The 23546-nt window shown below is 33.3% G+C and carries 22 protein-coding genes and 1 pseudogene; 18 read left to right on the forward strand and 5 right to left on the reverse strand.

Annotated features, from left to right (window positions below):
* The first annotated feature begins 169 nt into the window (after positions 1-169).
* The 8 genes from glcT to O1A01_RS13145 all read left to right on the forward strand — a co-directional run bounded on the left by glcT (position 170) and on the right by O1A01_RS13145 (position 10109).
* Positions 170-1006, forward strand: coding sequence for a glucose PTS transporter transcription antiterminator GlcT (gene glcT / locus O1A01_RS13110; protein ID WP_066414199.1), 837 nt, complete (start codon positions 170-172; stop codon positions 1004-1006).
* Positions 1007-1196: 190 nt separating this feature from the next.
* Positions 1197-3227, forward strand: a complete 2031-nt coding sequence (ptsG, locus tag O1A01_RS13115) for a glucose-specific PTS transporter subunit IIBC (RefSeq protein ID WP_066414195.1) — start codon at positions 1197-1199, stop codon at positions 3225-3227.
* A gap of 174 nt (positions 3228-3401) precedes the next feature.
* Positions 3402-5447: an RNA polymerase sigma factor gene (locus O1A01_RS13120; RefSeq protein WP_270064321.1), complete on the forward strand. Its 2046-nt coding sequence runs from the start codon at positions 3402-3404 to the stop codon at positions 5445-5447.
* An 88-nt stretch (positions 5448-5535) separates the two neighbouring features.
* Positions 5536-5820 (forward strand): DUF3219 family protein, encoded by a 285-nt coding sequence (locus tag O1A01_RS13125; RefSeq protein WP_270066412.1) that lies wholly within the window; start codon positions 5536-5538, stop codon positions 5818-5820.
* A gap of 74 nt (positions 5821-5894) precedes the next feature.
* Positions 5895-6872 (forward strand): ring-cleaving dioxygenase, encoded by a 978-nt coding sequence (locus O1A01_RS13130; protein WP_270064322.1) that lies wholly within the window; start codon positions 5895-5897, stop codon positions 6870-6872.
* A 252-nt stretch (positions 6873-7124) separates the two neighbouring features.
* Positions 7125-7994, forward strand: coding sequence for a 5'-3' exonuclease (locus tag O1A01_RS13135; protein WP_066414177.1), 870 nt, complete (start codon positions 7125-7127; stop codon positions 7992-7994).
* Positions 7995-8104: 110 nt separating this feature from the next.
* On the forward strand, positions 8105-9112 hold the full coding sequence (locus O1A01_RS13140; RefSeq protein ID WP_066414175.1) for a DUF1646 family protein: 1008 nt from the start codon (positions 8105-8107) through the stop codon (positions 9110-9112).
* A gap of 244 nt (positions 9113-9356) precedes the next feature.
* Entirely contained in the window at positions 9357-10109 is a 753-nt protein-coding gene (locus tag O1A01_RS13145) for a GTP pyrophosphokinase (RefSeq protein ID WP_066414172.1), read from the forward strand.
* Positions 10110-10192: 83 nt separating this feature from the next.
* Here the strand turns inward: O1A01_RS13145 and sspL are convergent, their stop codons facing one another.
* Positions 10193-10330, reverse strand: coding sequence for a small, acid-soluble spore protein L (gene sspL, locus O1A01_RS13150; RefSeq protein WP_066414170.1), 138 nt, complete (start codon positions 10328-10330; stop codon positions 10193-10195).
* 115 nt (positions 10331-10445) lie between these two features.
* Here sspL and O1A01_RS13155 point away from each other — a divergent pair, with 115 nt between their 5' ends.
* A complete protein-coding gene (locus O1A01_RS13155) occupies positions 10446-10907 on the forward strand; it encodes a divergent PAP2 family protein (RefSeq protein WP_066414310.1) in 462 nt (153 codons plus the stop codon).
* Between the two features lie 62 nt (positions 10908-10969).
* The gene (locus O1A01_RS13160) at positions 10970-11239 is read left to right on the forward strand and encodes a DUF6123 family protein (protein ID WP_412766285.1); all 270 of its coding nucleotides are present in this window, start codon (positions 10970-10972) and stop codon (positions 11237-11239) included.
* 56 nt (positions 11240-11295) lie between these two features.
* On the opposite strand, the gene O1A01_RS13165 is transcribed toward O1A01_RS13160, so the two are convergent.
* Both O1A01_RS13165 and O1A01_RS13170 read right to left on the reverse strand, forming a co-directional pair.
* Positions 11296-12201, reverse strand: a complete 906-nt coding sequence (locus O1A01_RS13165; protein WP_066414166.1) for a DMT family transporter — start codon at positions 12199-12201, stop codon at positions 11296-11298.
* A gap of 6 nt (positions 12202-12207) precedes the next feature.
* Complete coding sequence (locus O1A01_RS13170; protein ID WP_066414163.1) at positions 12208-12603, reverse strand: reverse transcriptase-like protein; 396 nt, start codon at positions 12601-12603, stop codon at positions 12208-12210.
* Positions 12604-12793: 190 nt separating this feature from the next.
* Here O1A01_RS13170 and O1A01_RS13175 point away from each other — a divergent pair, with 190 nt between their 5' ends.
* Complete coding sequence (locus O1A01_RS13175; protein WP_066414161.1) at positions 12794-13450, forward strand: reverse transcriptase-like protein; 657 nt, start codon at positions 12794-12796, stop codon at positions 13448-13450.
* A 19-nt stretch (positions 13451-13469) separates the two neighbouring features.
* On the forward strand, positions 13470-13649 hold the full coding sequence (locus O1A01_RS13180) for a zinc-finger domain-containing protein (protein WP_066414158.1): 180 nt from the start codon (positions 13470-13472) through the stop codon (positions 13647-13649).
* A 36-nt stretch (positions 13650-13685) separates the two neighbouring features.
* Here the strand turns inward: O1A01_RS13180 and O1A01_RS13185 are convergent, their stop codons facing one another.
* Positions 13686-13934 (reverse strand): DUF2564 family protein, encoded by a 249-nt coding sequence (locus O1A01_RS13185; RefSeq protein ID WP_174522361.1) that lies wholly within the window; start codon positions 13932-13934, stop codon positions 13686-13688.
* A gap of 402 nt (positions 13935-14336) precedes the next feature.
* Entirely contained in the window at positions 14337-14537 is a 201-nt protein-coding gene (gene cspD, locus O1A01_RS13190; protein ID WP_066418441.1) for a cold-shock protein CspD, read from the reverse strand.
* A gap of 161 nt (positions 14538-14698) precedes the next feature.
* Here cspD and O1A01_RS13195 point away from each other — a divergent pair, with 161 nt between their 5' ends.
* The 6 genes and pseudogenes from O1A01_RS13195 to O1A01_RS13220 all read left to right on the forward strand — a co-directional run bounded on the left by O1A01_RS13195 (position 14699) and on the right by O1A01_RS13220 (position 23256).
* Positions 14699-14950, forward strand: coding sequence for a hypothetical protein (locus O1A01_RS13195; RefSeq protein WP_066418435.1), 252 nt, complete (start codon positions 14699-14701; stop codon positions 14948-14950).
* Between the two features lie 110 nt (positions 14951-15060).
* Positions 15061-16095: pseudogene (locus tag O1A01_RS13200) on the forward strand (DNA topoisomerase); the annotation flags it as partial.
* 390 nt (positions 16096-16485) lie between these two features.
* A complete protein-coding gene (locus tag O1A01_RS13205; RefSeq protein WP_066418433.1) occupies positions 16486-18645 on the forward strand; it encodes a type IA DNA topoisomerase in 2160 nt (719 codons plus the stop codon).
* Positions 18646-18778: 133 nt separating this feature from the next.
* Positions 18779-19714, forward strand: a complete 936-nt coding sequence (locus O1A01_RS13210; RefSeq protein WP_066418430.1) for a tyrosine-type recombinase/integrase — start codon at positions 18779-18781, stop codon at positions 19712-19714.
* A 175-nt stretch (positions 19715-19889) separates the two neighbouring features.
* On the forward strand, positions 19890-22928 hold the full coding sequence (locus tag O1A01_RS13215) for a Tn3 family transposase (RefSeq protein ID WP_066418428.1): 3039 nt from the start codon (positions 19890-19892) through the stop codon (positions 22926-22928).
* Positions 22929-22941: 13 nt separating this feature from the next.
* Entirely contained in the window at positions 22942-23256 is a 315-nt protein-coding gene (locus tag O1A01_RS13220; protein ID WP_066418426.1) for a hypothetical protein, read from the forward strand.
* Positions 23257-23546 lie beyond the last annotated feature (290 nt).

A 23546-nucleotide genomic window follows, 5' to 3' on the forward strand; every position in this document is an offset into this window, starting at 1 on the left:
GGCTAAGTATATCTAATAACATTAACGATTCTTTTATACTTACTACAATTTACTATACCATTTGTATCGCCAACTTCTTGACTATCATTTTATTGTAGCTTAATTTATAATAGAGTGATAGAATAGTGTCTAATTTTGTCGAATGAGGTTACTGGAGGGTTTCAGTATTATGTTGCAAGTAAAGAAAGTTTTAAATAATAATGTTCTTATCGCAATTCATCCGAGCTATAATGAAGTAATATTGACAGGTAAAGGTATTGGTTTCGGAAAAAAGCCTGGAGAAAATATTTCTAGTGAGAAAGCTGAAAAGTTTTTTGTTTTAAAAAATGAAAAAGAACAACAACAGTACAAGCAGTTACTTGATTATGTTGACGAATCCTTCATCGGGTTAATGAATGAATGTATGGAAAAGATAGAGACACGATTACAAATTCAATTAAATGAACATATTCATGTTGGGTTAACAGATCATCTATATTTTGCTGTTAAGAGAATACAACAAGGGATAGATATTAAAAATCCTTTCTTAAACGAAACAGAATCAGCATATCCGAAAGAATATTCAGTAGCGATGGAAGTTGTTAACTGGTTAAATAAAAAATTAAATATCGATATACCTGAAGGAGAAGTTGGTTTTATTGCCCTTCATATTCATAGTGCTTTAACAAATAAAAATCTTTCTGAAATTAATCGTCATACACAGCTTATTAATGAACTTGTACAAATAATAGAAATATCTTTAAATATAAAAATTGATAGAAAAGATGTTAATTACCTTCGATTAGTTCATCACTTTCACTGTTCCATTGAGCGCATATCAGAAGGGAACATTCCCTCTGAAAAACAAGAAACATTAGCAAAAGTATTGCAAAATGAATATCCTGTATGTTACAATCTTGCTTGGAAATTGATTAAGATAATGCAACAGAAATTACAAAAGCCTGTACCAGATGAAGAAGCCGTTTACATAACGCTTCATTTGCAAAGGCTTTCTAAACAACAATAAAATAAACACGCTTTTTTTCACGTGTTACTGGTAGTGCAGGCATGAGAGGGAGAAAAGGCTAAAAAATAAAGGCAGAATTTTTCTATCTTCATTTTTTAACCGATTCTTTTTCTCATGTTTTTTTGTTGTTATCTGAAACATTTTACATAAATGCTTCATTATTTCTAGTTGTAAATAGGAGGAAAGAAAGATGTTAAAGAATACTTTTGGTACTTTGCAACGTGTTGGTAGGGCATTAATGCTACCGGTTGCATTATTACCTGCAGCGGGGATTTTATTAGCATTTGGTAATGCGCTTCAAAACCCTAGCTTAACAAATCGAATACCAGCGCTAGAAGCTGAATGGGTTGTTTTACTTGCGTCTATCATGGAACAAGCGGGAGATATAGTTTTTGCTAATTTACCACTATTGTTTGCTATTGGTGTCGCAATTGGATTAGCAGGTGGAGATGGTGTAGCTGGCCTTGCCGCAATGATTGGCTACTTAATTATGAATGTAACGATGAGTGTTATTGGAGGCATAACTGCTGCAGATGTAGATTTAAACCCAGCTTATGCAAACGTTTTAGGAATTCCAACGTTACAAACGGGTGTTTTCGGTGGGGTAATAGCCGGGTTACTCGGGGCCTATATGTATAATAAGTATTATAATATCGAGTTACCTACGTATTTAGGTTTCTTTGCTGGTAAACGTTTCGTTCCAATCGTGACGGCTGCCGCTGCATTGGTTTTAGGTGTTATTATGAACTTTATTTGGCCGTATGCGCAAGAAGGGTTAAATACGTTTTCTTATATAATGACAGAATCTAACCGGACAATTGCAGCATTTGTGTTCGGGGTAATTGAACGAGCATTAATACCATTTGGACTTCATCATATTTTCTATTCACCGTTTTGGTTTGAATTTGGAAGTTATACGAGTGCTGCCGGTGAAATTGTTCGTGGAGATCAAAGAATATTCTTTGCGCAAATTCGAGATGGTGCTGAATTAACCGCTGGTACATTTATGACAGGTAAATTTCCATTTATGATGTTCGGATTACCAGCAGCAGCACTTGCAATCTATCATTGTGCACGTCCAGAACAAAAGAAAATGGTTGCAGGTATTATGGGTTCTGCAGCATTAACGTCATTCTTAACAGGAATAACGGAACCACTTGAATTTAGTTTCTTGTTTGTTGCGCCATTATTATTTGCGATACACACAGTATTTGCTGGTTTATCGTTCATGGTTATGCATATGTTAGATATAAAAATAGGTATGACTTTCTCAGGAGGGGTTATCGACTTTATCCTATTCGGTATCCTACCAAACCAAACAGATTGGTGGCTTGTAATTCCAGTCGGATTACTATTTGCAGTTATCTATTATTTCGGATTCCGATTCGCAATTCAGAAGTTTAATTTAATGACTCCTGGACGAGAAGTAAATGTAGAAGAAAAGTCTGACAATGGAAATGCTGGTAAGAATGAGTTACCATTAGGTGTTCTTAAAGCTCTAGGCGGAGAAAGTAACTTAACTAGTTTAGATGCATGTATTACACGTCTTCGCGTTAGCGTTAAAGACGTAAATCAAGTAGATAAAAATCAATTGAAAAAACTTGGTGCTTCTGGCGTAATGCAGATAGATAAAAATATTCAGGCGATATTTGGTCCGCGTTCAGAAATTATTAAAGGACAAATCCAAGATATAATCAATGGTAAAACTCCAGTTATGGAGGAAGTAGCAGCTACTTCAGAAAAAGTACAGAGTAATGTAAATAAAACGTCAACAATAGCAATACCGATGACAGGACAGCTTTTACCTTTATCCGAAGTACCTGATCAAGTTTTTTCGCAAAAAATGATGGGAGATGGTTTTGCGATCAAACCGTCAGAGGGGACAGTCGTTTCACCTGTTGAAGGGACTATTGTTAATCTTTTCCCAACGAAGCACGCAGTAGGTATTGTAACGGAAGACGGCCGAGAAGTTCTCGTTCATGTTGGTATTGATACTGTAAACTTGAAAGGTAAAGGCTTTGAAAACCTTGTTGAGCAGGGTGATAAAGTTAGTCAAGGTCAACCATTATTACAAGTAGATTTAGAGATTATTGAAAACGAAGCAGCGTCTACTATAACTCCTGTTATTTTCACTAATTTAGCAGCGAATGAAGTGGTTCATATAAATGAGGGTGCTGTAAAGTTTGGCGAAATAAATTGTGTGGAAATTAAGAATAACTAAAAGTAAATGGCTACCATTATTCGGGTAGCCTTTTTATTATGTTTTCTACCTTCGAAATAGACTTATATATTTTAAATATATTGAAAATACTATCAGTTTCGTATTAAAATGGTGTTATATAATAGATAATTTGATAGGCATTATTAAACATATTGTTGTTAAAGGATGTAATGTATGAACATACAGTCTATTTTAGAAGGGAATAAAGATTCCTTTGAAGAGATTTTAGAAGACTATGGATCTAGACTTTATCAATCTGCTCTTCTATTAGGGTATGATAAAGAAGAAAGTGAAAATGTGGTTGCTAATACATTTATTTATATATACGAAAGTTTAAAAAACTATAATCAATCCGAGCCTTTTTCATGCTGGATTTCCGAAAGAATTGTTACCTACTTATTTGAAAAAAAACGACCAAGAACCTCAACATCAGTACTTCATGACCAAAAACACTTATCATTCGTTACGACCTTTCAACAACTCACCACGCCATATAAAAAAACAATTTTGCACTATATATTTCAAGAAGAAAAAAAAGAAGTACCTTTAGAAGTGGAGAAAGCACTTTGGCAGTTAATTAATGAGAACTTGTCATCTAAAGAGGAGTGTATGAGACCTAACCTCCTTTTTCTATATGTATTAGGAAACATAAGTAGTTATGAAAGGGTAACAATAGACGATCATTTAGAGTTTTGTCCTTTCTGTCGAGAAACAAGAGAAGAAATAAAGAAAAGACTAAAGATAATACATAATTATTTTAATCAAGCTGCATGTCCAGAAATGATAAAAAATAAAGTATTACAACAATTAAAACCGTATAGTATGAATAAAAAAAGTAAAAGAAAAAAGGCAATTTATCAATCAATAGCAGCTGGAAGTATTATCGGTATTTTTACAATGTTTATTATTTTTCAACCAACGTTGGAAAAATGGACCACTCTTGCAAGTAACTATATGAAACACGGCGAATTTTACAACGTATGGAAAGAGGGTACCTATACGGCAAGCGATAAAGAAATAACTATGGAAATAACGGGCATTGACATAACCTCAACATTATCGAAAATAGACTTTAAAATAGAAACAGAGAGAGAATTAGATGCAACATACTTAAATAATGACACACATATGCTCAATGTGTATCAGCTTGGATTATTACAAATACAATTAGACAATGAATTTGTACCAATAGAACAAACTTCCATTATTTCAACAAGTGACGATTTAAAGGAAGGGTCTATATATTTTTATTTGAGTGATGTAAGTGAAACCTTACCTGAAGAATTTACAATAAAACTTCTGCCCTATAGGATAGGTGGAATATTCGGAAGTTGGGAAATTGATCTTCCTATCCAATATAGTAAAGGTTTAAAGGAAGCAGAAGTATTTACTTCCTATGAAACAAAGACGATATTAGATAAGTATCAAATTATTATTAATGAATTTAGATATAGTGAAGTTGGTAGTGAATTAACATTTACAGTGGATTATACAGAGGCTGAGGAAGAGAGGAGGATGGCTAAACGAGAAGAATTAAACTATGCAGATGATCAAGGTTTTCATTATCAATATCGTATAGTTAATGATCAGGGAGAATCCTTATATCCTTTCAGTTATATGTATAATCGCATGTCGCTATCTAGTTATTATGAGCCATGGCAGTATTATGGACAGCAAACCCATATGTATCACCATTATTATTATAATGAGGATGCGTATATGCCAACAACGAAAGGCAAAAAGGATGAGGATTTATTTTTCTTATTGGAATCAATTGAATTTTATGATGTTGCAAATATCGAAATGGAAGTTCCGTTAAAGGATGGTATTCAAATTCCTTTATCTATTAAAGATGAGTATATTGATTTTGACTACGTAAAAGTCGAAAAATTAGAAGCGAATGACGAAAGACCCGAGCGTTTACAAGTATCGATAATTGGACAACAAAAAATGAAAGAACACATAGCAGAAACGTATATTTTTGATTATATGTGGTATGTAGACTATGAATGGGGAGAAAACGAAAATACTTATTTAGATTTCTATTGGGAAGATGTTGATGCTAACTCTATGAGTCGAAGAACTACTAATTCTAATATTATATTTCAAGTGGACATTCCTATAAATCAAACATTACCAGAAACGATTATATTAAAAAGTGACCATTCAAAAAATTACTATTACTTTAATGATAAATTTAAAATCCCGTTAAATAAATAATGTTTGAACAAGTACCGTTATTTGTAACGGTGCTTATTTTTTAGCTATAATAATACCGTTGCTTTATTTAGCTTAGGAGTGTGAAATGATGGTAAATAAAATTACTTTAAATGGTTATTCAATAAATATAGAGAAATATTACGAGGAAATAGAAGATGACCTATTAACAATTTCAATTGTTTTTTACGTAAATAGTGAACATTATCATGACATTACAACACTATTATATAGTGGAACATTTGATGTTGTAGTCCCAGAACGCAACTTATCATTTCGTGGAATGATTTCTAATTACTCAACTTCTATTACTAACTTGTATGAAAAAGGTAACATTGGAGAGTATAAATTATCCTTAAAGCAAGTTAACAGTTGACACAAACATAATCTAATGATATATTTATCTCGAATTCAAGATAATAGAAACTAGCTTAATTAGGAGGATATAAAATGCTAAAAGGTATACATCACGTAACTGCTATTACTAGTAGTGCTGAAAAAAACTACGAATTCTTCACATATACATTAGGAATGAGATTAGTGAAAAAGACAGTGAATCAAGATGACATTCAAACATATCACTTATTTTTCGCAGACGATACAGGAAGTCCTGGAACGGATATGACATTTTTTGATTTTCCAGGTATACCAAAAGGGGTACACGGAACAAATGAAATTTTCAAAACTTCATTCCGAGTGCCATCAGATGCAGCCATTGAATACTGGGAAAAACGATTTAATCGTTTAAATGTTAGTCATAGCGGCGTAAAAGAACAATTCGGTAAAAAAGTTTTATCCTTTGTTGATTTTGATGATCAACATTATCAACTAATTTCTGATGAAAAAAACGAAGGTGTTGCTTCTGGAACTGCTTGGCAAAATGGTCCTATTCCTTTAGAATACGCAATTACTGGGTTAGGACCTTTATTTATTCGAGTGGCAGATATTAAATATTTTAAAGAAATGATGGAAAAGGTTCTCATGTTTAAAGAGAGCTCTAAAGAAGGAGATTATTATTTATTTGAAGTAGGAGAAGGTGGTAACGGAGCCTCTGTTATCGCAGAGCACAATACCGTTTTACCTCAGGCACGTCAAGGATTTGGTACAGTTCATCACGCTGCATTTCGTGTAGCGGATAGAAAAGAGATACTTGAATGGGATCAACGTTTACGTAGCTTCGGTTTCCAAACGTCTGGTCATGTCGACCGTTTCTTCTTCGAGTCACTTTACGCAAGACTTGCTCCACAAATTTTATTCGAATTCGCTACAGATGGACCAGGTTTCATGGGAGATGAACCGTATGAAACTTTAGGCGAGAAGCTATCGCTACCACCATTTTTAGAAGGAAAACGCGAACAAATCGAGAGTCTTGTTAGACCAATAAATACAATAAGAAGTACAAAAAATATTGAAAAAGAATATGAGTAAGGAAATGTGGCTGAGACAAAACTAAAATAGTCATGATTAAAAAACGAACAATTGCAGAATTTCCGGAGCGGGTTATTTCCAACCTCCTAATTTTTTGTTCGTTTTTTGTTTTAAAAAAATAGTTATGTCTCTACCTCTAGCTTTAAGTAATACGATAAAAATCTTGTAAACTTCCACCAAATATATAGTTTGTCCTCTAGAACACAGAACAATATGTTATAATTTTAACTGTATGTAGAGGAGCGTGTTAAAATGAAAAAAGTATTATTAATAGACGGAATGGCGTTACTTTTTAGATCATTCTATGCAACTAGTGTTTACAATCGATTTATGTATACATCGAATGGTATACCGACTAACGGAGTTCAAGGTTTTGTTAAACATATGGTAACTGCTGTTGAGTCCTTTAATCCGACTCATATAGTTTGTTGTTGGGATATGGGTAGTAAAACGTTTAGGACAGAGATGTTTGATGAGTATAAAGGAAATCGACCTGCTCCACCAGAACAGTTAGTCCCACAATTTGATTTAGTAAAAGAAGTGGTAGAAGCTTTTGATATACCTAACATAGGATTAAAAGGGTATGAAGCAGATGATTGTATCGGAACGTTAACTAATAAATATAGAAATGAAGCAGAAGTAATTATTTTAACTGGTGATCAAGATATTTTACAATTATTAAAGAATAATGTAAAAGTGGCATTAATACGTAATGGATACGGAAATTATGAAGTGTTTGATCACGATGGTTTTGTTGAAAAGAAAGGCCTCACACCAGAACAGCTAATTGACTTAAAAGCTATTATGGGTGACCCTAGTGATAATTATCCAGGAGTTAAAGGGATTGGAGAAAAAACTGCTACTAAATTATTACTGGAATACAAGTCGATCGAAGGTATATTAAACAATATTTCTTCCTTAACAAAAGCTCAACAAAAGAAGTTTGAAGAGGGAATGGATTTATTACATCTCTCAAGGAAGTTAGCAGAAATTCATTGTGAAGTTCCTGTAGAGTGTAGTTTAGAAGAAGCGTCGATTACGATTAACCGTGAAAAAGTGTTTTCTAAATTTGATGAACTTGAATTTAAAAACTTGCACTCCATCGTTAATAAAGTATGTTAAAGATGAAGCCGATTGGTTTCATCTTTTTTGTCCTATAGAATTCCTTCTAATTTGTCCGACTTCTGCATATACATAGATTGTGTTGAAAAATATTATGGAGTTGACAACTATTGATATTAGGCTTGATTTTTATATTTTTATTAGTTTTATTTATCCCGTTAACTAGTAGAGTGGTAGAACGAAATTTAGAATTGTTTTTATTTTTTATAGGAGTGTTGGCGGCTATTGTTGGTGGAGTAATGAATAGTGTTCTTTTCTTAAATGCTGCATTTGCCCCAATTTATATAACTCTAGCAGTATTAGGTGCTGGTTTTTTATTTAAATGGTTTCGTAAACCTTTACAATTAGCCATTAATAAAATAAGTAATATTATACCGTTTCGCTTATTTGTTTTTCTCGTTATCGTATTTTTAGGGCTAGTATCTAGTATTATTACAGCAATAATTGCTGCATTACTTTTAGTATTAATAGTAAGCTCCCTTCAATTGAAAAGAGCATCCACTATTCGATTTGTTGTAATTGCGTGCTTTTCCATTGGACTTGGAGCGGCATTAACCCCTACAGGTGAACCGCTAGCAACAATTGCTATAAATAAATTGGATGGAGACTTCTTCTATTTAATAAGACTATTAGGAAAAGAAGTAATATTAGGTGTTTTAAGTTTAGGATTAGTAGGAGCAGTTGTCGTACAACCTTACGTCCAAAGAGGGTTATATCATGAAGTAAAAGATAATGAAACATATGAAGACATTTTAGTCAGGTCTTTAAAAATCTATTTTTTTGTAATGGGTCTCACTTTCCTTGGGGAAGGCTTTGAACCACTTATTCAAAAATATTTTTTAGGCCTTACTCCATCTGCACTTTATTGGATTAATATGGCCTCCGCAATTTTAGATAATGCAACCTTAACCGCTGCAGAAATTAGCCCTGTAATGGAGCAAGAAACAGTGCGGTCTATTTTATTAGGTTTAATTATTAGTGGCGGTATGTTAATACCAGGTAATATTCCAAATATAATAGCAGCTGGTAAGCTACAAATTACTAGTAAAGAGTGGGCAACAATTGGGTTACCACTTGGTCTACTTTTAATGATCGTATACTATATCTTCATGTTCTAAAGCTACTTCTCCATGAATGAAGAAGTAGTTTTTTTCATTCCTTTCTGTTGTTGTGTCAAGATCCGTCGTTTTATATTTCTTTTTCTTTAGTTCAGAACGGTTAAAACTTGAAAAATTAATATAAACATATTAAAATAAGGATACAGAATGACTAGTCAGTCACAATTGACCACACGTTCATCTTGTATTTCCAGATAAACAAAAATGTAAATACACTTGTAAGCTACTTAAAGGAGACTTTGTAATGAACGCTATACAAGCTATAAACTTAAAAAACGATTTAAAATATTGGAAAGACGAATTTACTCGGTTTATGATGTCTTATAAATTTGCTTTGGACGAATTGAACACAAAAATTGATATATTAAAACAAGAATTTCAATATATGCATGAATACAACCCAATTGAACATGTAAAATCAAGATTAAAATCACCTGAGAGCATTTTAAAAAAGTTGAACAAAAAAGGACTAGAGATAAGCTTTTCTTCTATAAAAGAGAATATTAAAGATATTGCAGGAATTCGAATTACATGTTCATTCCTATCTGACATTTATGAAATTGCGGAGATGCTACAAAAACAACAAGATATTAAAGTGGTTAGCGTTAAAGATTATATTAAAAACCCTAAAGAAAATGGCTATAAAAGTCTGCATTTAATATTGCAAATTCCTGTATTTATGTCGGATAGGGTAGAGGATGTTGGTGTGGAAGTACAAATTAGAACAATTGCAATGGACTTTTGGGCTAGTTTAGAGCATAAAATATACTATAAATACAATGGTAAAGTTCCAGAAACATTAGTAAACGAATTAAAAACAGCCGCATATACTGCGAATTCATTAGACAGAAAAATGGAAGCAATTCATAAAGAAATGGCTCTTATAAAAGAAACCAATTCGAATGAAGATCAATTAAAAATAGACGAAAATAATATAATTCCTTCAGATTTACTTAAAAATTTAAGTATAAGGCTAAATGGGATAACAAAAGAATGAATAAATAAGAACCCTTCGTTTTTAAACGTAGGGTTCTTTTATTGTTAATTGACTATATGGGCATTTGTTCTTTTATTAGCTGCTTAAATTTTAGTGTTACTTCTTTTTGCTCGATCTTCTAATTTTGATTTAGGAGATACAGAACCAGAATCTTGTCCGTAACCTTGTGGATTCACACCTGGAGCGGCTTTACCACGATTACTTTGTTTGTTTTTACTCATTATTAACCACCTCCAATGTTATATTACCTCACCATTTAAAAAATATGCTTATTTACAGTTTGTAAAAATGAATACATCTTGAGAGATAAACAAAACTAAGGTAGAGGTGATGATGGTGAATTTAGCAATTAAAATTGCAATAAGTGCTATGATGTTGACACAAGCATTAAAAATTCCGATAAAGTTTATACAAACAGGGGAATGGGATGTAAAAATGTTTTTTGAAACGGGTGGTATGCCAAGTTCACACTCTGCTGGCGTTTCATCATTAGCTACTTTTATTGCAATGAAAAGGGGAGTATCTACTATTGACTTTGCGCTTTCTTGTATATTTGGGTTAATTGTAATGTATGACGCACAAGGTGTTAGGAGACAAACTGGTGAACTTTCTCTAGCTGTCAATGATATTCACGAAGAAGTCGAACGTTTACAAGATAAGCCTGATAGACATGAATATGATCAAAATGAAAGAAGAATTAAAGAACGTCTCGGACATCAACCCGAAGAAGTAGTAGGTGGAGCTTTATTAGGAATGTTAATTGGGGCAGCAGGTTACGCTTTATCAAAAAAGAAATAGGCAAATGTCGGATTTTGCGGTAAAATTAATATAGGGAACAAAAAGGGATAGGGATGGTTATTTTGAGAAATATAAGCACGGAACATTATATTGAAAACCTTACCGCAAAAGGCTTTGTATTTAAAGAAGATGCATTAGGATTTATTCAGTTTGGTAAACATTACACAGGGTGTAACGATGTACAAGTTAACTTAGCGATTGAACTCACGTTAAAAGCACAAAGACAATTCGATGGTAGTTTTTTCGTGTCATTATTAGAAGAAATAAAAACAGAACAAATACAAACAAAAAAAGAAGCGTATGAATTAGCAAAAATAAGAGCGATAATTTAGTAAAAGTAGCAGAGCAAATGGTTCTGCTACTTCTTTTGTTATTAAAGGTAACTTATTTAAAATGTTTCAATCTTCTCAATCCGCTTCCTGATAGGAAGTTCTGCTAATATCATACCTAAAAAGATAAAAACACAACCAGTTATTGCCATTAACGATAACCTTTCATCTGCCCAAAAGTATGCTGTAGTAGCTGCGAATACAGGTTCCATTGCGAAAATAAGAGCAACTCTCGTTGGGGATGTATGTTGTTGAAAATGCGTTTGTATAAAAAATGCTAAAGCTGTTGCTAATAACGCACAAATTAAAAGAGCTAATACTACTTCTACTTTTAGTACAACCGAATAGTTAATAGTCCAAGGCTTCTCAAAAATAAGTGACGCAATCAAACTAAGTATAGATACAGTCAAAATCTGTATAGTAGTTAAAATTAGTGGTGAATGGTCTTTTGCATATTTAGAAGTTAGTACGATATGCCCTGCAAATGAAAACGCACAAAGTAAAACAAAGAAATCTCCAACATTAAGCGTTGAATAGTCTAATAACGTTAAAAAATATAAGCCAACCGTTGCGATAATAACACCTAAACTAGCTTGCGGTCTTATTTTTTGTCTTAACCAAATGAAGCAAATAATCGGTACTAATACGACACTTAAACCGGTAATAAATCCTGCTTTAGAGGACGTCGTAAACAGTAACCCGACAGTTTGGAAACCATATCCTAAAAATAGCCAAATACCTAAAAGAAATCCAGAAAGTAGTAATTTCTTATGTATAACAATGCGATTTCGTTTATGTAAAAAAATTAATAGTATTAATAGTACAACTGCTGCCATAAAAAATCGGATTGCATTAAAAGCTAAAGGAGGTAAAAATGCTATTGCATTTTGCACTAATACAAAAGTTGCCCCCCATATAAATGCTACAAAAAGTAATGATAAATCTGCTGTCATTTTTTTCCCCATTATTCCCTATACTCCCTCGTTTAACTTGATTGCTGCTCTTGCTAATCGATCAGCAACTTTATTTTGTTTGCTAGGAATCCATTTAATAAAAAATAAATCTAACTTGTCTGCCAATCTTAACGCTTCCTCTACTAAAGAACTGTAACGATCATCTTTAGCAAATTGTTTTTCCATTGATCGATCAACTGCTTGCGAGTCCGTTCGAAACGACACAACCTTATAGTTATATTCAACACAAAGCTGTAACGCTTTAATTAAAGCATGATATTCTGCTTCATGGTTTGACATCATACCTAGTGGAATTGAGTATTGTTCTGCTTTTCCATGGCCTTTAATAAATATTCCAGCGCCAGATGGTCCTGGGTCACCGGCACTTGCACCGTCGATATAAACTTCAATCATATTTCCTCACTCCTGATTCACAGTATTGAATCTAGCTTAAAAAAAGCAAAGATACTTTCACATTGTATAGCTTGTTGTAACATATTTACATACTTGCTGTGATAAGATAAGAATACATATTAAGTTTTAATTATAAATTGGTTTTCCATTTTTAAAAAGATATATTGAAAAAATTTAGAGAGGGTTTACAATGAAAATAACAATTGAATGGACATATGCTACCCCTAAAAAGCTAAAATCTTTATTTAAGAGTGAAGAGTTAACTGTACAACACGCACTTTTATTATTAGAAGATATAGAAAAAACAGGACGAGTAAAACAGATAGAACTATACGACGAAAATGGTTCAACATGGACTAAAAAAGAGTTAAGCAAATGGTTAAAACAAAGTGATACTGAAATATCGGATGTGGTTGCTTATTTTGATGGTGGGTTTGATTTGGAAACTCATTTATCAGGAGTTGGTGCTGTTATATACTATCAACAGAACAAAAAGCAATTTAGAAATAGATATAACGCAAGGCTAGAAGAGCTAGATTCTAACAACGAAGCGGAATATGCAGCTTTTTACTTTTTGGTTCAACAACTGGAACTTTTGGAAATTACCAACTGTGAAGTAACGTTTAAAGGTGATTCACAAGTGGTAATTAATCAACTTTCAGGAGAATGGCCATGCTATGATGAATCTTTTAATAAATGGCTAGATAAAATAGAGGAGCGTTTAAAAGCTTTACGAATAAAACCATTTTACGAAGCTGTAGGTAGGAAAGAGAATACTGAGGCAGATAGGCTGGCAGAACAAGCTCTTCAAGGTACGCCTATTGAAAGCCATATGGAAATTAATTAGTAGGGGTGAACAACGGAAGATGAACAGAAAAAAGATCTTAATGGAGGTTGGTGAAATACTTGATACGTATTGTCACGAATGTCTCGTAAAACAAACGCTGCGAAAAGAAGGTGGTAAAACGTTCGCACAATCTTTCTGTATAAATGAATGTACAGTTGGGAGTGAAATAAAGAGACTGGGCGAACAGTTATCTAAATAATAGGAATGCAAAAAACCGCCTAAAAAGGCGGTTTGTTTATTTTCGTGCTTCCTCCAATTGGTGTTCACATCTTAAAAGCGATTGCTCTGCATTTTGTAGGAAGTTCGTGTCTAACCCAGTACTATTTTGATTTGCTTCCGATAATAGGGTACGAGCGTTTCCAATTGCACGTTCAGCATGATCTAGACTTTCAGGATCCATACTCATTGTAGCAGAACCTACCATTTTTTCAGCTGTTTCAATAGACACTTGTACTTGCATTAAATCGTTATAACCAGTATGCATTTGATGATTTTCATTTGCCATGTTAAAACCTCCTCCTAACAATTATGTTTAGTTAAGAGCATAAGTTCTATACATCCGTTTAATCGCTAAGGAAAGATCTAAAAAATCTTTTTTGCGACATAAGGAAAGCATTATAATATAAAGAGAACAAAAGCGCAGGCGGCTCGTTCTGGCCCGACAAGAAAGGTGCGGCGCTGCAGGTGGACGCTCTTTGTCCACCGGAAGTGACTGACTTATGTCTCGAGGGCCTTTTCCAAAGGAGCTAGACGTAGCAACACAAAGTTAGTAGTTATCCACAACTTTCCATTTTTATAATTTCCTAATCGATGAAAAAGCCCTTCAAAACTAAATTTGAAGGGCTTTCATTTTTTTCTATATAACCGCTATATTTAAATCATGAAATTACAATTTCACTACGTTAGCAGCTTGAGGTCCACGATTTCCTTCTACAATTTCAAAAGAAACTTCTTGACCTTCTTCTAGAGATTTAAAACCATCTCCTGAAATAGCAGAGAAATGTACGAATACATCTTCGCCACCTTCAACTTCGATGAAGCCGAAACCTTTTTCGTTGTTAAACCATTTTACTTTACCGTTTTGCATGTTTTTTCCTCCTAATACGTTGAGCAAATATTTATTTCGCCATCTTGTCCATCGAAGACTTGATGACGATTTTAATATACAATAAATGTCCCCCTAAGGTCAAATTGTCCTCGTTAATACTTTTTGGTAACGGTTCATATAAATGATTAGGGGGGATTATTATGTTAAGAATTCCAGTTAATAACGAGGAAATTATTATAAGATTAAAACCGAACTTATCGTTGTATTCTTTTTCAAAACAGCAAATCTTACAAGTAATTGAACAAGAAGTGGTGAATTTACTTAGTGATAGAGAGCATTCGTTTGCAATATTTTTTAAAGGCCACATAATAGTAGGAATAATAGAAAACCATTATATACCTACTATTACGGTTACAACCATTATTCCAGAAAGCAACATCCATTACCTTTAGACAAACATTTGTTTCTATTTTATAATAAAGAGGAAACCGACAAGAAACTATATTATGTTTCATACCGCTAAGTTATAAAAGAGAAATATAAATGTAAGGGGAATAAAGCAATGAAAGTAATAATAGCTGAAAAGCCGTCTGTAGCTAAAAATATAGCGGATGCCTTAAATATTAAAGGAAAAAAAGATGGGTATTACGAAGGTTCAAACTATATTATAACTTGGGCTTTTGGTCATCTCCTTCAGCTATATGATGCGAAAGATTATGACGCTAAAATGGGGAAATGGAACATGAATTATTTTCCGTTTATACCTTCGCAATTTCAATATAAAGTTAAAAGTAACCCAAGACAAAAAGGTAAAGAAGATTTAGGTGCTAAAAAACAGTTAAAGATTATTTATGGACTAATGAAACGACCAGATGTAAATGGCATTATTTCTGCATGTGACTATGACCGTGAAGGACAAATTATTGGAGACACGATTATTTATAATACAAAAATAAATAAAACAGTATATCGTCTATTACTTAATGAGTGGACAAAAGAAGAAGTATTAAAAGGTCTACAATCAATACGACCAAACAGTGAAATGGCTTCATTACGAGATGCTGGCATTGGAAGACAATGGGCTGATTGGGTTATAGGGATCAACTTAACTTCAGTTGCAACGTTAAAATATCAAAAAGGGTCTGGAAAGGTTTTAAATATAGGCCGTGTATTACTACCAACATTAAAAATAATTTATGATCGTGACAAAGAGATTGAGCAGTTTACGCCTGAAGATTATTTTAAATTAGTGGCAACTTTTGAAACGGAAAGTGGACAGAAATACGAAGGCATATATACCATTGATAACAAAGATAAATTTCCAAAAATGGAAGAGTTGCAACAAATTGTATCGTTTATTAATGAAAAACAAGCTACAATTATGGAAAAAAAGGTGGAGAGAAAGCGTGAATTCCCACCATACTTATTCAATTTATCCAACTTACAAGGTTACATTACTTCAAAATATAAAGGCTGGACTTCAGAAAAAGTATTAAAAGTAGCCCAATCACTATACGAAAAAAAGTATATTACGTATCCGAGAGCATTATATACAAAAAAGGATATGGACATAATTGATAGAATAGGAGAAAAGCTGAATTATAGCCGTTTGTAGCATGTCCATATGTTGTGGACATAATGAAAGTGGACATAATGGAGTAATTAGTATTTAAAAGGAGAAGAAATTACAGGTATTTAGATTATTTGGGACAATTTAAATTTTATGCAATAGCTATTTATTCATAATAAGGATTAAACTTGTAGTAAGAAGAAAATCACATCAACTTTTTCAAAACCTCTATATCAAAACTTCTAATTTTTAATATATCCTTTTTTATTGGTTCTTTCACTAAATTCCCTAAATAAATCTTCAGATTGACAAGCCGAAAAAACTTTATAAATATAAAATATTAATTATGAGTTCAAAAATTAAAGATTAGTAGTTATTATGTTTTAAACGAAGTTAAGAAGGGAGAATACCATCAAGATGGGCAAAACACTAATACTAACAGAGAAGCCTTCTGTAGCTAAGAATATAGCAGATGCACTTAAAATAAAAAGTAGACAGGATGGTTATTTTGAGGGCAGCGATTATATTATCACATGGGCTTTTGGTCACCTTTTACAGTTATTTGATGCAAAAGATTATGATGAGAAAATGGCAAAATGGAGAACAGAAAACTTTCCTTTCATTCCAGATAAATTTAGATATAAGGTGAAATCAAATCAAAAAAATCGAGATAAAGAAGATTTAGGCGCAAAAAAACAATTGAAAATCATTTATAGTCTAATTAAAAGAAATGATGTTACTAATCTTATATCTGCGTGTGACTATGATAGAGAGGGACAAATTATTGGAGATACGATCTTATATATGATAAAACATGGTAAAAAGGTTTATCGATTACTATTAAATGAGTGGACACCGAATGAAATACTAAAGGGTCTAAAAAATATAATACCCAACGATGAGATGATGCCTTTAAGAGATGCAGGTATAGGTAGACAATGGGCGGACTGGACAATAGGAATTAATCTTACTTCTATGGCAACATTAAAATATCAAAAGGGTAAAGGACAAGCGCTTAATATTGGAAGGGTTTTGCTACCAACTTTAAAAATTATTTATGACAGAGATAAAGAAATAGAAAATTTCGTTCCAGAAGATTATTTTAAACTAAAAGCATTATTTGCAACCCGATCAGGTAGTGAATATGAAGGGATTTATTATCTTAACAATGAGGATAAATTTAAAGATAAACAAGTTCTAATGGATATTGATTCCCTTTTGTCTGGAAAAGAGGGCGCCGTATCCGAAAAAAATGTTGAGAAAAAAAATGAATATCCCCCTTATTTATTTAATTTATCCAATCTTCAAGGGTTTATTACGAACAAATATCAGGGCTGGACTTCGGACAAAGTTTTGCGGATTTCACAATCATTGTATGAGAAAAAACTAATCACCTATCCCCGGACTTCTAGCAATTTTTTGGATGAGAGTCTTGTTGAACGGGCAGAAAATGTTTTAAATGCTCTAAAAAAAGGACTGCCTTATGAAAGTGAACTGAGATTTACAAGAACAAAAAGGGTGTTTAATAATAAGAAGGTTGAAAGTCACAGTGCCATTATTCCAACGTATTTAATCCCTAAAGCATTGACTAATGATGAAATGATTGTATATAGTGCTGTGAAAAATAGGTTCTTAATGCAATTTATGCCTATAGCGGAATATGAAGAGACTACTCTAAAAACAACTGTAAATAATGTAGAGGGAGAATTTTTATCTAAAGGGAAGGTTCAATTAGTTGAAGGATGGAAAAAGGTTGAGAAAATCGAATCGAAGGATACTATTCTACCTTTAGTTAATATAAATGAGGTCGTAAGTATTGAAGACCACAAATTGACTTCTCATGTAACGAAACCACCAAAATACCATACAGAAAAAACATTATTAAGAGTAATGGAAACATGCGGCAAGGGTAAAGACAAAGAGGATGAAGACAGTGAAGAAATGATGGCTGCTATTTTAAGTGGTTATAGCATTGGTACACCAGCTACAAGAGCTGAAACAATAAAAAAACTAAAAGATGTCGGTTATATTGCTACTCAAAATAAAAACTTGATTTGTACGGAACTAGGAAGAAAGTTAGTTGAAACATTTCCAGTAAAGGATTTGTTTGATTTACAATTCACTGGTAGATTGGAAAAAACATTGTCTGATATTGAAAAGCAAAAGTTTACTAAGGAAAGTTTCTTGAATTTAATTTTTGATTTTACAACAAATGCTGTTAAAACAATTAAAAATGAAAAAGACATCATTATTAATGAAGTATCAAACGAAAAGAAAACCATTGAGGTTCTTGGAAAATGTCCTCTTTGCGGGCATGGAATTATTGAAGGTCAGAAAGGCTTTGGATGTAGCAACTGGAAAAATGGCTGTAAATTTGTCATTTGGAAGAATGATAAATATTTAGCTTCAATGAAAAAGAAACCAACAAAAACAATGGTAAAAAGCCTTTTAAAAAATGGAGTCGTTTTGGTTAAAGGACTAACGAGTAAAAAAGGCAATAAGTTTGATGCTAATTTACGTTATGAGAAAAATCCTGATAACGAATATTTTAGTTGGAAGATGGAGTTCAATAAATAGTATTAGTATAGATAGACAGATGGGTTAGCAAGGATACCCATCTTTTTTATTAAACTCAATAAAAATTATGTATACAAGTTATGTAGAATTTTGTAAAATTAAGGTAAATAAAAGAAATGGAGTGGGCGTACGCATGATCGAAAAATTTATCAATGAATTAGAAAGACAAGGCTTGTCTAAAAATACGATTAAGAGCTATGTATTTGACATTGCTCAGTTTTACGACTGGTTAAAGAGTAAAAAACTAGACCCCAAAATAACAGAAGAAGTATTAAATGAATATACAATATTTCTATACTCCGAATATAGCGAAAATACTGTTTTGCGAAAAATTAAGAGTGTCACTCGGTATAACAAATTTTTGTATCATATTGGAGAATCCACATTAAAGATTGAACCAAATGAAATAATTAAGATTAAAACAAACAACGGGAATATGAGAATGATGAGTTTTAATGATTTAGATAGACTGCGGCAAACATTATTAGAAGTGCGAAATAAGAGAGATATTCTTATATTTCACTTATTATACGGAACTTGTTGCAGGATTTCTGAACTTATTAATATTGAACTGGATGATATAGAAATTACTAATCCGTCACAAGGTTATATACGATTTAAAATTTCAAAAGGTGCAAAATCCCAGTCTACTATAAGAAAAATTAGCATAACTGAGCCTCTTATTAAAATGATAAAAGACTATTTAGAAGTCAGACCCATTTATCAAAGTAACAAACTATTAATTGGACAAAAGGGTCCAATGACAAGGGATGCAATTAACAAAATGTTTCGGAAATACAGTTCGATAGCTAATATTAATTATACGGTTTCACCTCAAATGATAAGACGTATGGGTATTTTTAATTTGTTTGTATTAGCACAAAATGAACCATTTGAATTATCTTATATATCAAAAATTACTAGATATACAACTGAATCATATACAGAAAAACTTTACGAGTCTTTATGGTCTAATTTAAAAGGGAACTTTGAACTTCAATCCTTTGAAACCAGATATATTAATTTAGGGTGGGAGAACGATGGAGAGAAACCAAAGAAAGGTTGTTAGTATAAAACCTAATGTGAAATTTGTTGTACGTGCAATAAGGGGTACGGAAACGATTCGCACATTGAGGGGCCACTATGGAAAATAATGGATAATTTAACCGAACCTATCAAAACGATAGGTTTTTATTTATTATAAAATAGGGAATCTAAAAATTCAGATAAAGGTGGGATATGATTTGCCAAGTATTCAGGATACCATATACCCCAGATTTAAGAGTAATCTGACCGAGAAAGATTTGGAAGAAGTGTACACCCCAGTGATGAATGAAATAGAATGGGCAGAGGTTAAGTCTAAAGGCACTTTGCAGGAATTAGCCTTACTTGTTTTAATCAAAACCGTACAGAAGCTTGGATTTTTTATCCGTATTGTCGATGTTCCAGAAGCCATTATCAGACATATTGCGAAAAAAGCATACTTGCCTTTGCCTGCGAAAGAAGAGTGGAAAACGTATAGTGAAACAAGAACTGCCAAACGGCATTTTCGCTTTGTTCGGGATTACCTTCAGCTTCGGCCATTTGATCATGAGGCCCATCAAATTTTGATTGATACAATGAGCAAACTAGCATTTAACAAGGATGACCCGGCCGATCTAGTTAATGCTGCCATTGAAGAATTAATCCGTCAACGATACGAATTACCTGTCTATAATACCTTAAAAGATGCAGCCAATGATGTTCGAACTAAATCATATCGTGCCATCTATCATCAGATTGATCATGCACTAAATGATGAACAAAAAAAGAATATAGATCACCTTTTTCAGGTACCCGAGGGCACTGCTTACAGTCCTTGGAATGAACTGAAGGAGGACGCGAAAAGAGCTACTTTATTACACCTCAACAATTTAATTGTACGTCGGAATTGGTTAATAAACCAGCACATTCCGACCGATTTCCTTGAAGATATTCCTTATATCAAAGTAAAACAAATGGCAGCTGAAGCCAAAACGTTAGGTGCCTCTCGTATGATGGAAATGGAGTCTAAAAAAAGATATGCGCTTGCGCTTTCCTTTGTATCAATGCAATTGTCAAAAATATTAGATGATATTGGAGAAATGCTCATTAAAAGGATGATGAGCATTCATAAAAAAGGCCGTCAACGTTTAAAGGATCATAAAGAAAAAACACAAAAACGTACGGATTCGTTAATATCAACCCTCCAGGAATTACTACTTGCTTATCAAACGGAAGGCAGCCCTGAAGAAAAAATTCAGGAGATGCAAAAGGTACTCCAAGAGCAAGAAGCGCAAGTGTTACAAGATTGCGAAAACCATTTAGCCCTTAGTGGAGACAACTATTATCTATTCCTATGGCAATTCTATAAAAGCCACCGAGCTACATTATTTAAAATTCTTAAATCCATTCCACTTCGTTCAACAACACAAGATAAAGCATTGGAAGAGGCGATTTCTTTTCTCCTCTCTCATCAATATACGAAAAAGGAATACATATCAATTGTTCATATTGAAAAGAATGGAAAGTTGCGAAAGGACTGGGATATAACATCTTTATTAGACTTGTCTTGGATTCCTGATTCCTGGTGGCGATGGCTTAGTCCTAAAAAGAAGAAGGAAAAAATGCCTGATGAAATCAATCGCCGTCACTTTGAAGTATGCGTCTTGTCGCAAATTATGCTAGAGCTAAAAGCAGGAGACTTATATATAGAAGGAAGTGAAAAATATGCAGATTACCGAAAGCAGCTTATTACATGGAAAGACTATGAGGAGAATTTAGCCGATTTTTGCAAGCATGTAAATTTGCCTGTTTCTGGAACTGATTTCGTTAGAAAGACACAGCAAGATTTTAAACAAGTTACAAGCCAAACAGATCAATCCTTTCCTCACAATGAACAGGTACGAATTGAAAATGGCGAAGTTGTGATTGGAAAGTTAAAGAAGAAAAAAATCCCCACTGAATTAAAGAAGTTTGAAGGATATATAGCCGAAAACTTAGAACCAATCAATGTACTGGATATGTTGGCCGATACTGAATACTGGTTAAATTGGACCCGTTTTTTTGGTCCCATTTCAGGACATGAAGCGAAATTAGACAATGCCGTTGAACGGTATATTACAAATGCCTTTTGCTATGGTTGTAATTTAGGACCGACTCAAGCAGCTCGATCAATAGGAAGTCTAGACAGAAAACAAATAGCTTGGATTAATCAACGTCATGTAACTATAGAAAACCTAGACAAAGCGATTCAATATATTATTAATGCCTATAACCAATTCGATCTTCCAAAATATTGGGGTGATGGAAAGAGAGCTTCAGCCGATGGAACCAAATGGGATTTATATGAGCAAAATCTTTTATCCGAAAACCATATTCGCTATGGAGGATATGGCGGAATTGGCTATTATCATGTTTCGGATACCTATATTGCTTTATTCAGCAATTTTATTCCTTGCGGAGTATGGGAAGGGATTCATATTTTAGATATTTTGATGAATGATAAAGCCGAAATTCGACCTGAAATTCTCCATTCAGATACTCAAGGACAGAGTACAACGGTCTTTGGGCTTTCTTCTTTACTAGGTATTCAGTTAATGCCCAGAATTCGTAATTGGAAAGATTTAAAATTATTTCGTCCTTGTAAAGAAGAGGTATATGAGCATATTGATGATCTTTTTTCAGGAGAAATCGATTGGGAGCTCATTGAGACTCATTATCCGGATATGATTAGAGTTGCTATGTCGATCCAGTCAGGTAAAATTACCCCATCTACCATTCTTAATAAACTAGGTACATACAGCAAAAAGAATAAGCTGTATCAGGCGTTTCGCGAGCTTGGAAGAGTGATACGAACGATGTTTTTATTAAAATATATGGCTGACGAGGAACTGAGAGGAACGATTCAAGCAGCTACCAATAAAAGTGAAGCTTTTAATGGGTTTACCAAGTGGCTATTCTTTGGTGGCGAAGGGATTATCGCTGAGAATGACAGGGAAAAACAGCGTAAGGTCATTAAATATAACCACCTAGTGGCCAATTGTCTTATCTTTTATAATGTGTTCTCTTTATCTCGTATTCTCCATGACTACATGCAAGACGGAAATGATTATGATGAAGAGCTGATTTCCTATTTAAGCCCCTATGTTACAGCTCACGTCAATCGATTCGGCAAATACCGCATTGATCTAAACCGTAAACCTCCTAATCTTCCGTTTGAGGTGCCTGTAGCAAGGGAAAAAAGTATGCATTTAACAAGGTGAAGGAGTGACCTTAATGCTAGTTATTGATAAAATTCGCTGGATGATGAACCGAAGAGATTCAAGATGGTGGGAAGAAGACTCGTGGGAGATTTATACGAAACTTCGTAATGATATGTATGATACGATGGACTTCCTAAACACCTGTTCAACCCTAGAGTTACAGACTATTGAATGGGAACTTAATGACTTAATGGACGATTTTGGCGATGAAAATGGCGAAGGAGAATTTATTGACTTTCTTGAAAACCTCGGAGAAAGGAAATCTGATAGCTTGCTAGAATCTGTTAGAGAGTTCAAAGTTAATAAAAAAGAAGAAGCTGTTGATTAGCAGAATTGAATGTTAGTTTGTTCCGCAATCGGCCCAAATTAATGAGGAACGCTTTAAAGGCTATAAGGTATTTATGGTAAAGTAAATTATAAATATTATTTTCACTTGATTGCACGAAACTGTCAATAGCCTACCAACTGTTTATGCTGTTGATATTGAACCTAAGATGTTGGAGTTATTAAAGGAAAGATCAGATCAGGAAAAACGCCAAATTATTTAATATATCTAAAGTGATTTGGAAAACATACAGCTAAAAGACCATAGTGCAAACAAAGTAATCATGACATTTG

Origin of the sequence: Sutcliffiella sp. NC1 (assembly GCF_027594365.1) — a bacterium.
Classification (GTDB): Bacteria; Bacillota; Bacilli; order Bacillales; family Bacillaceae_I; genus Sutcliffiella; species Sutcliffiella cohnii.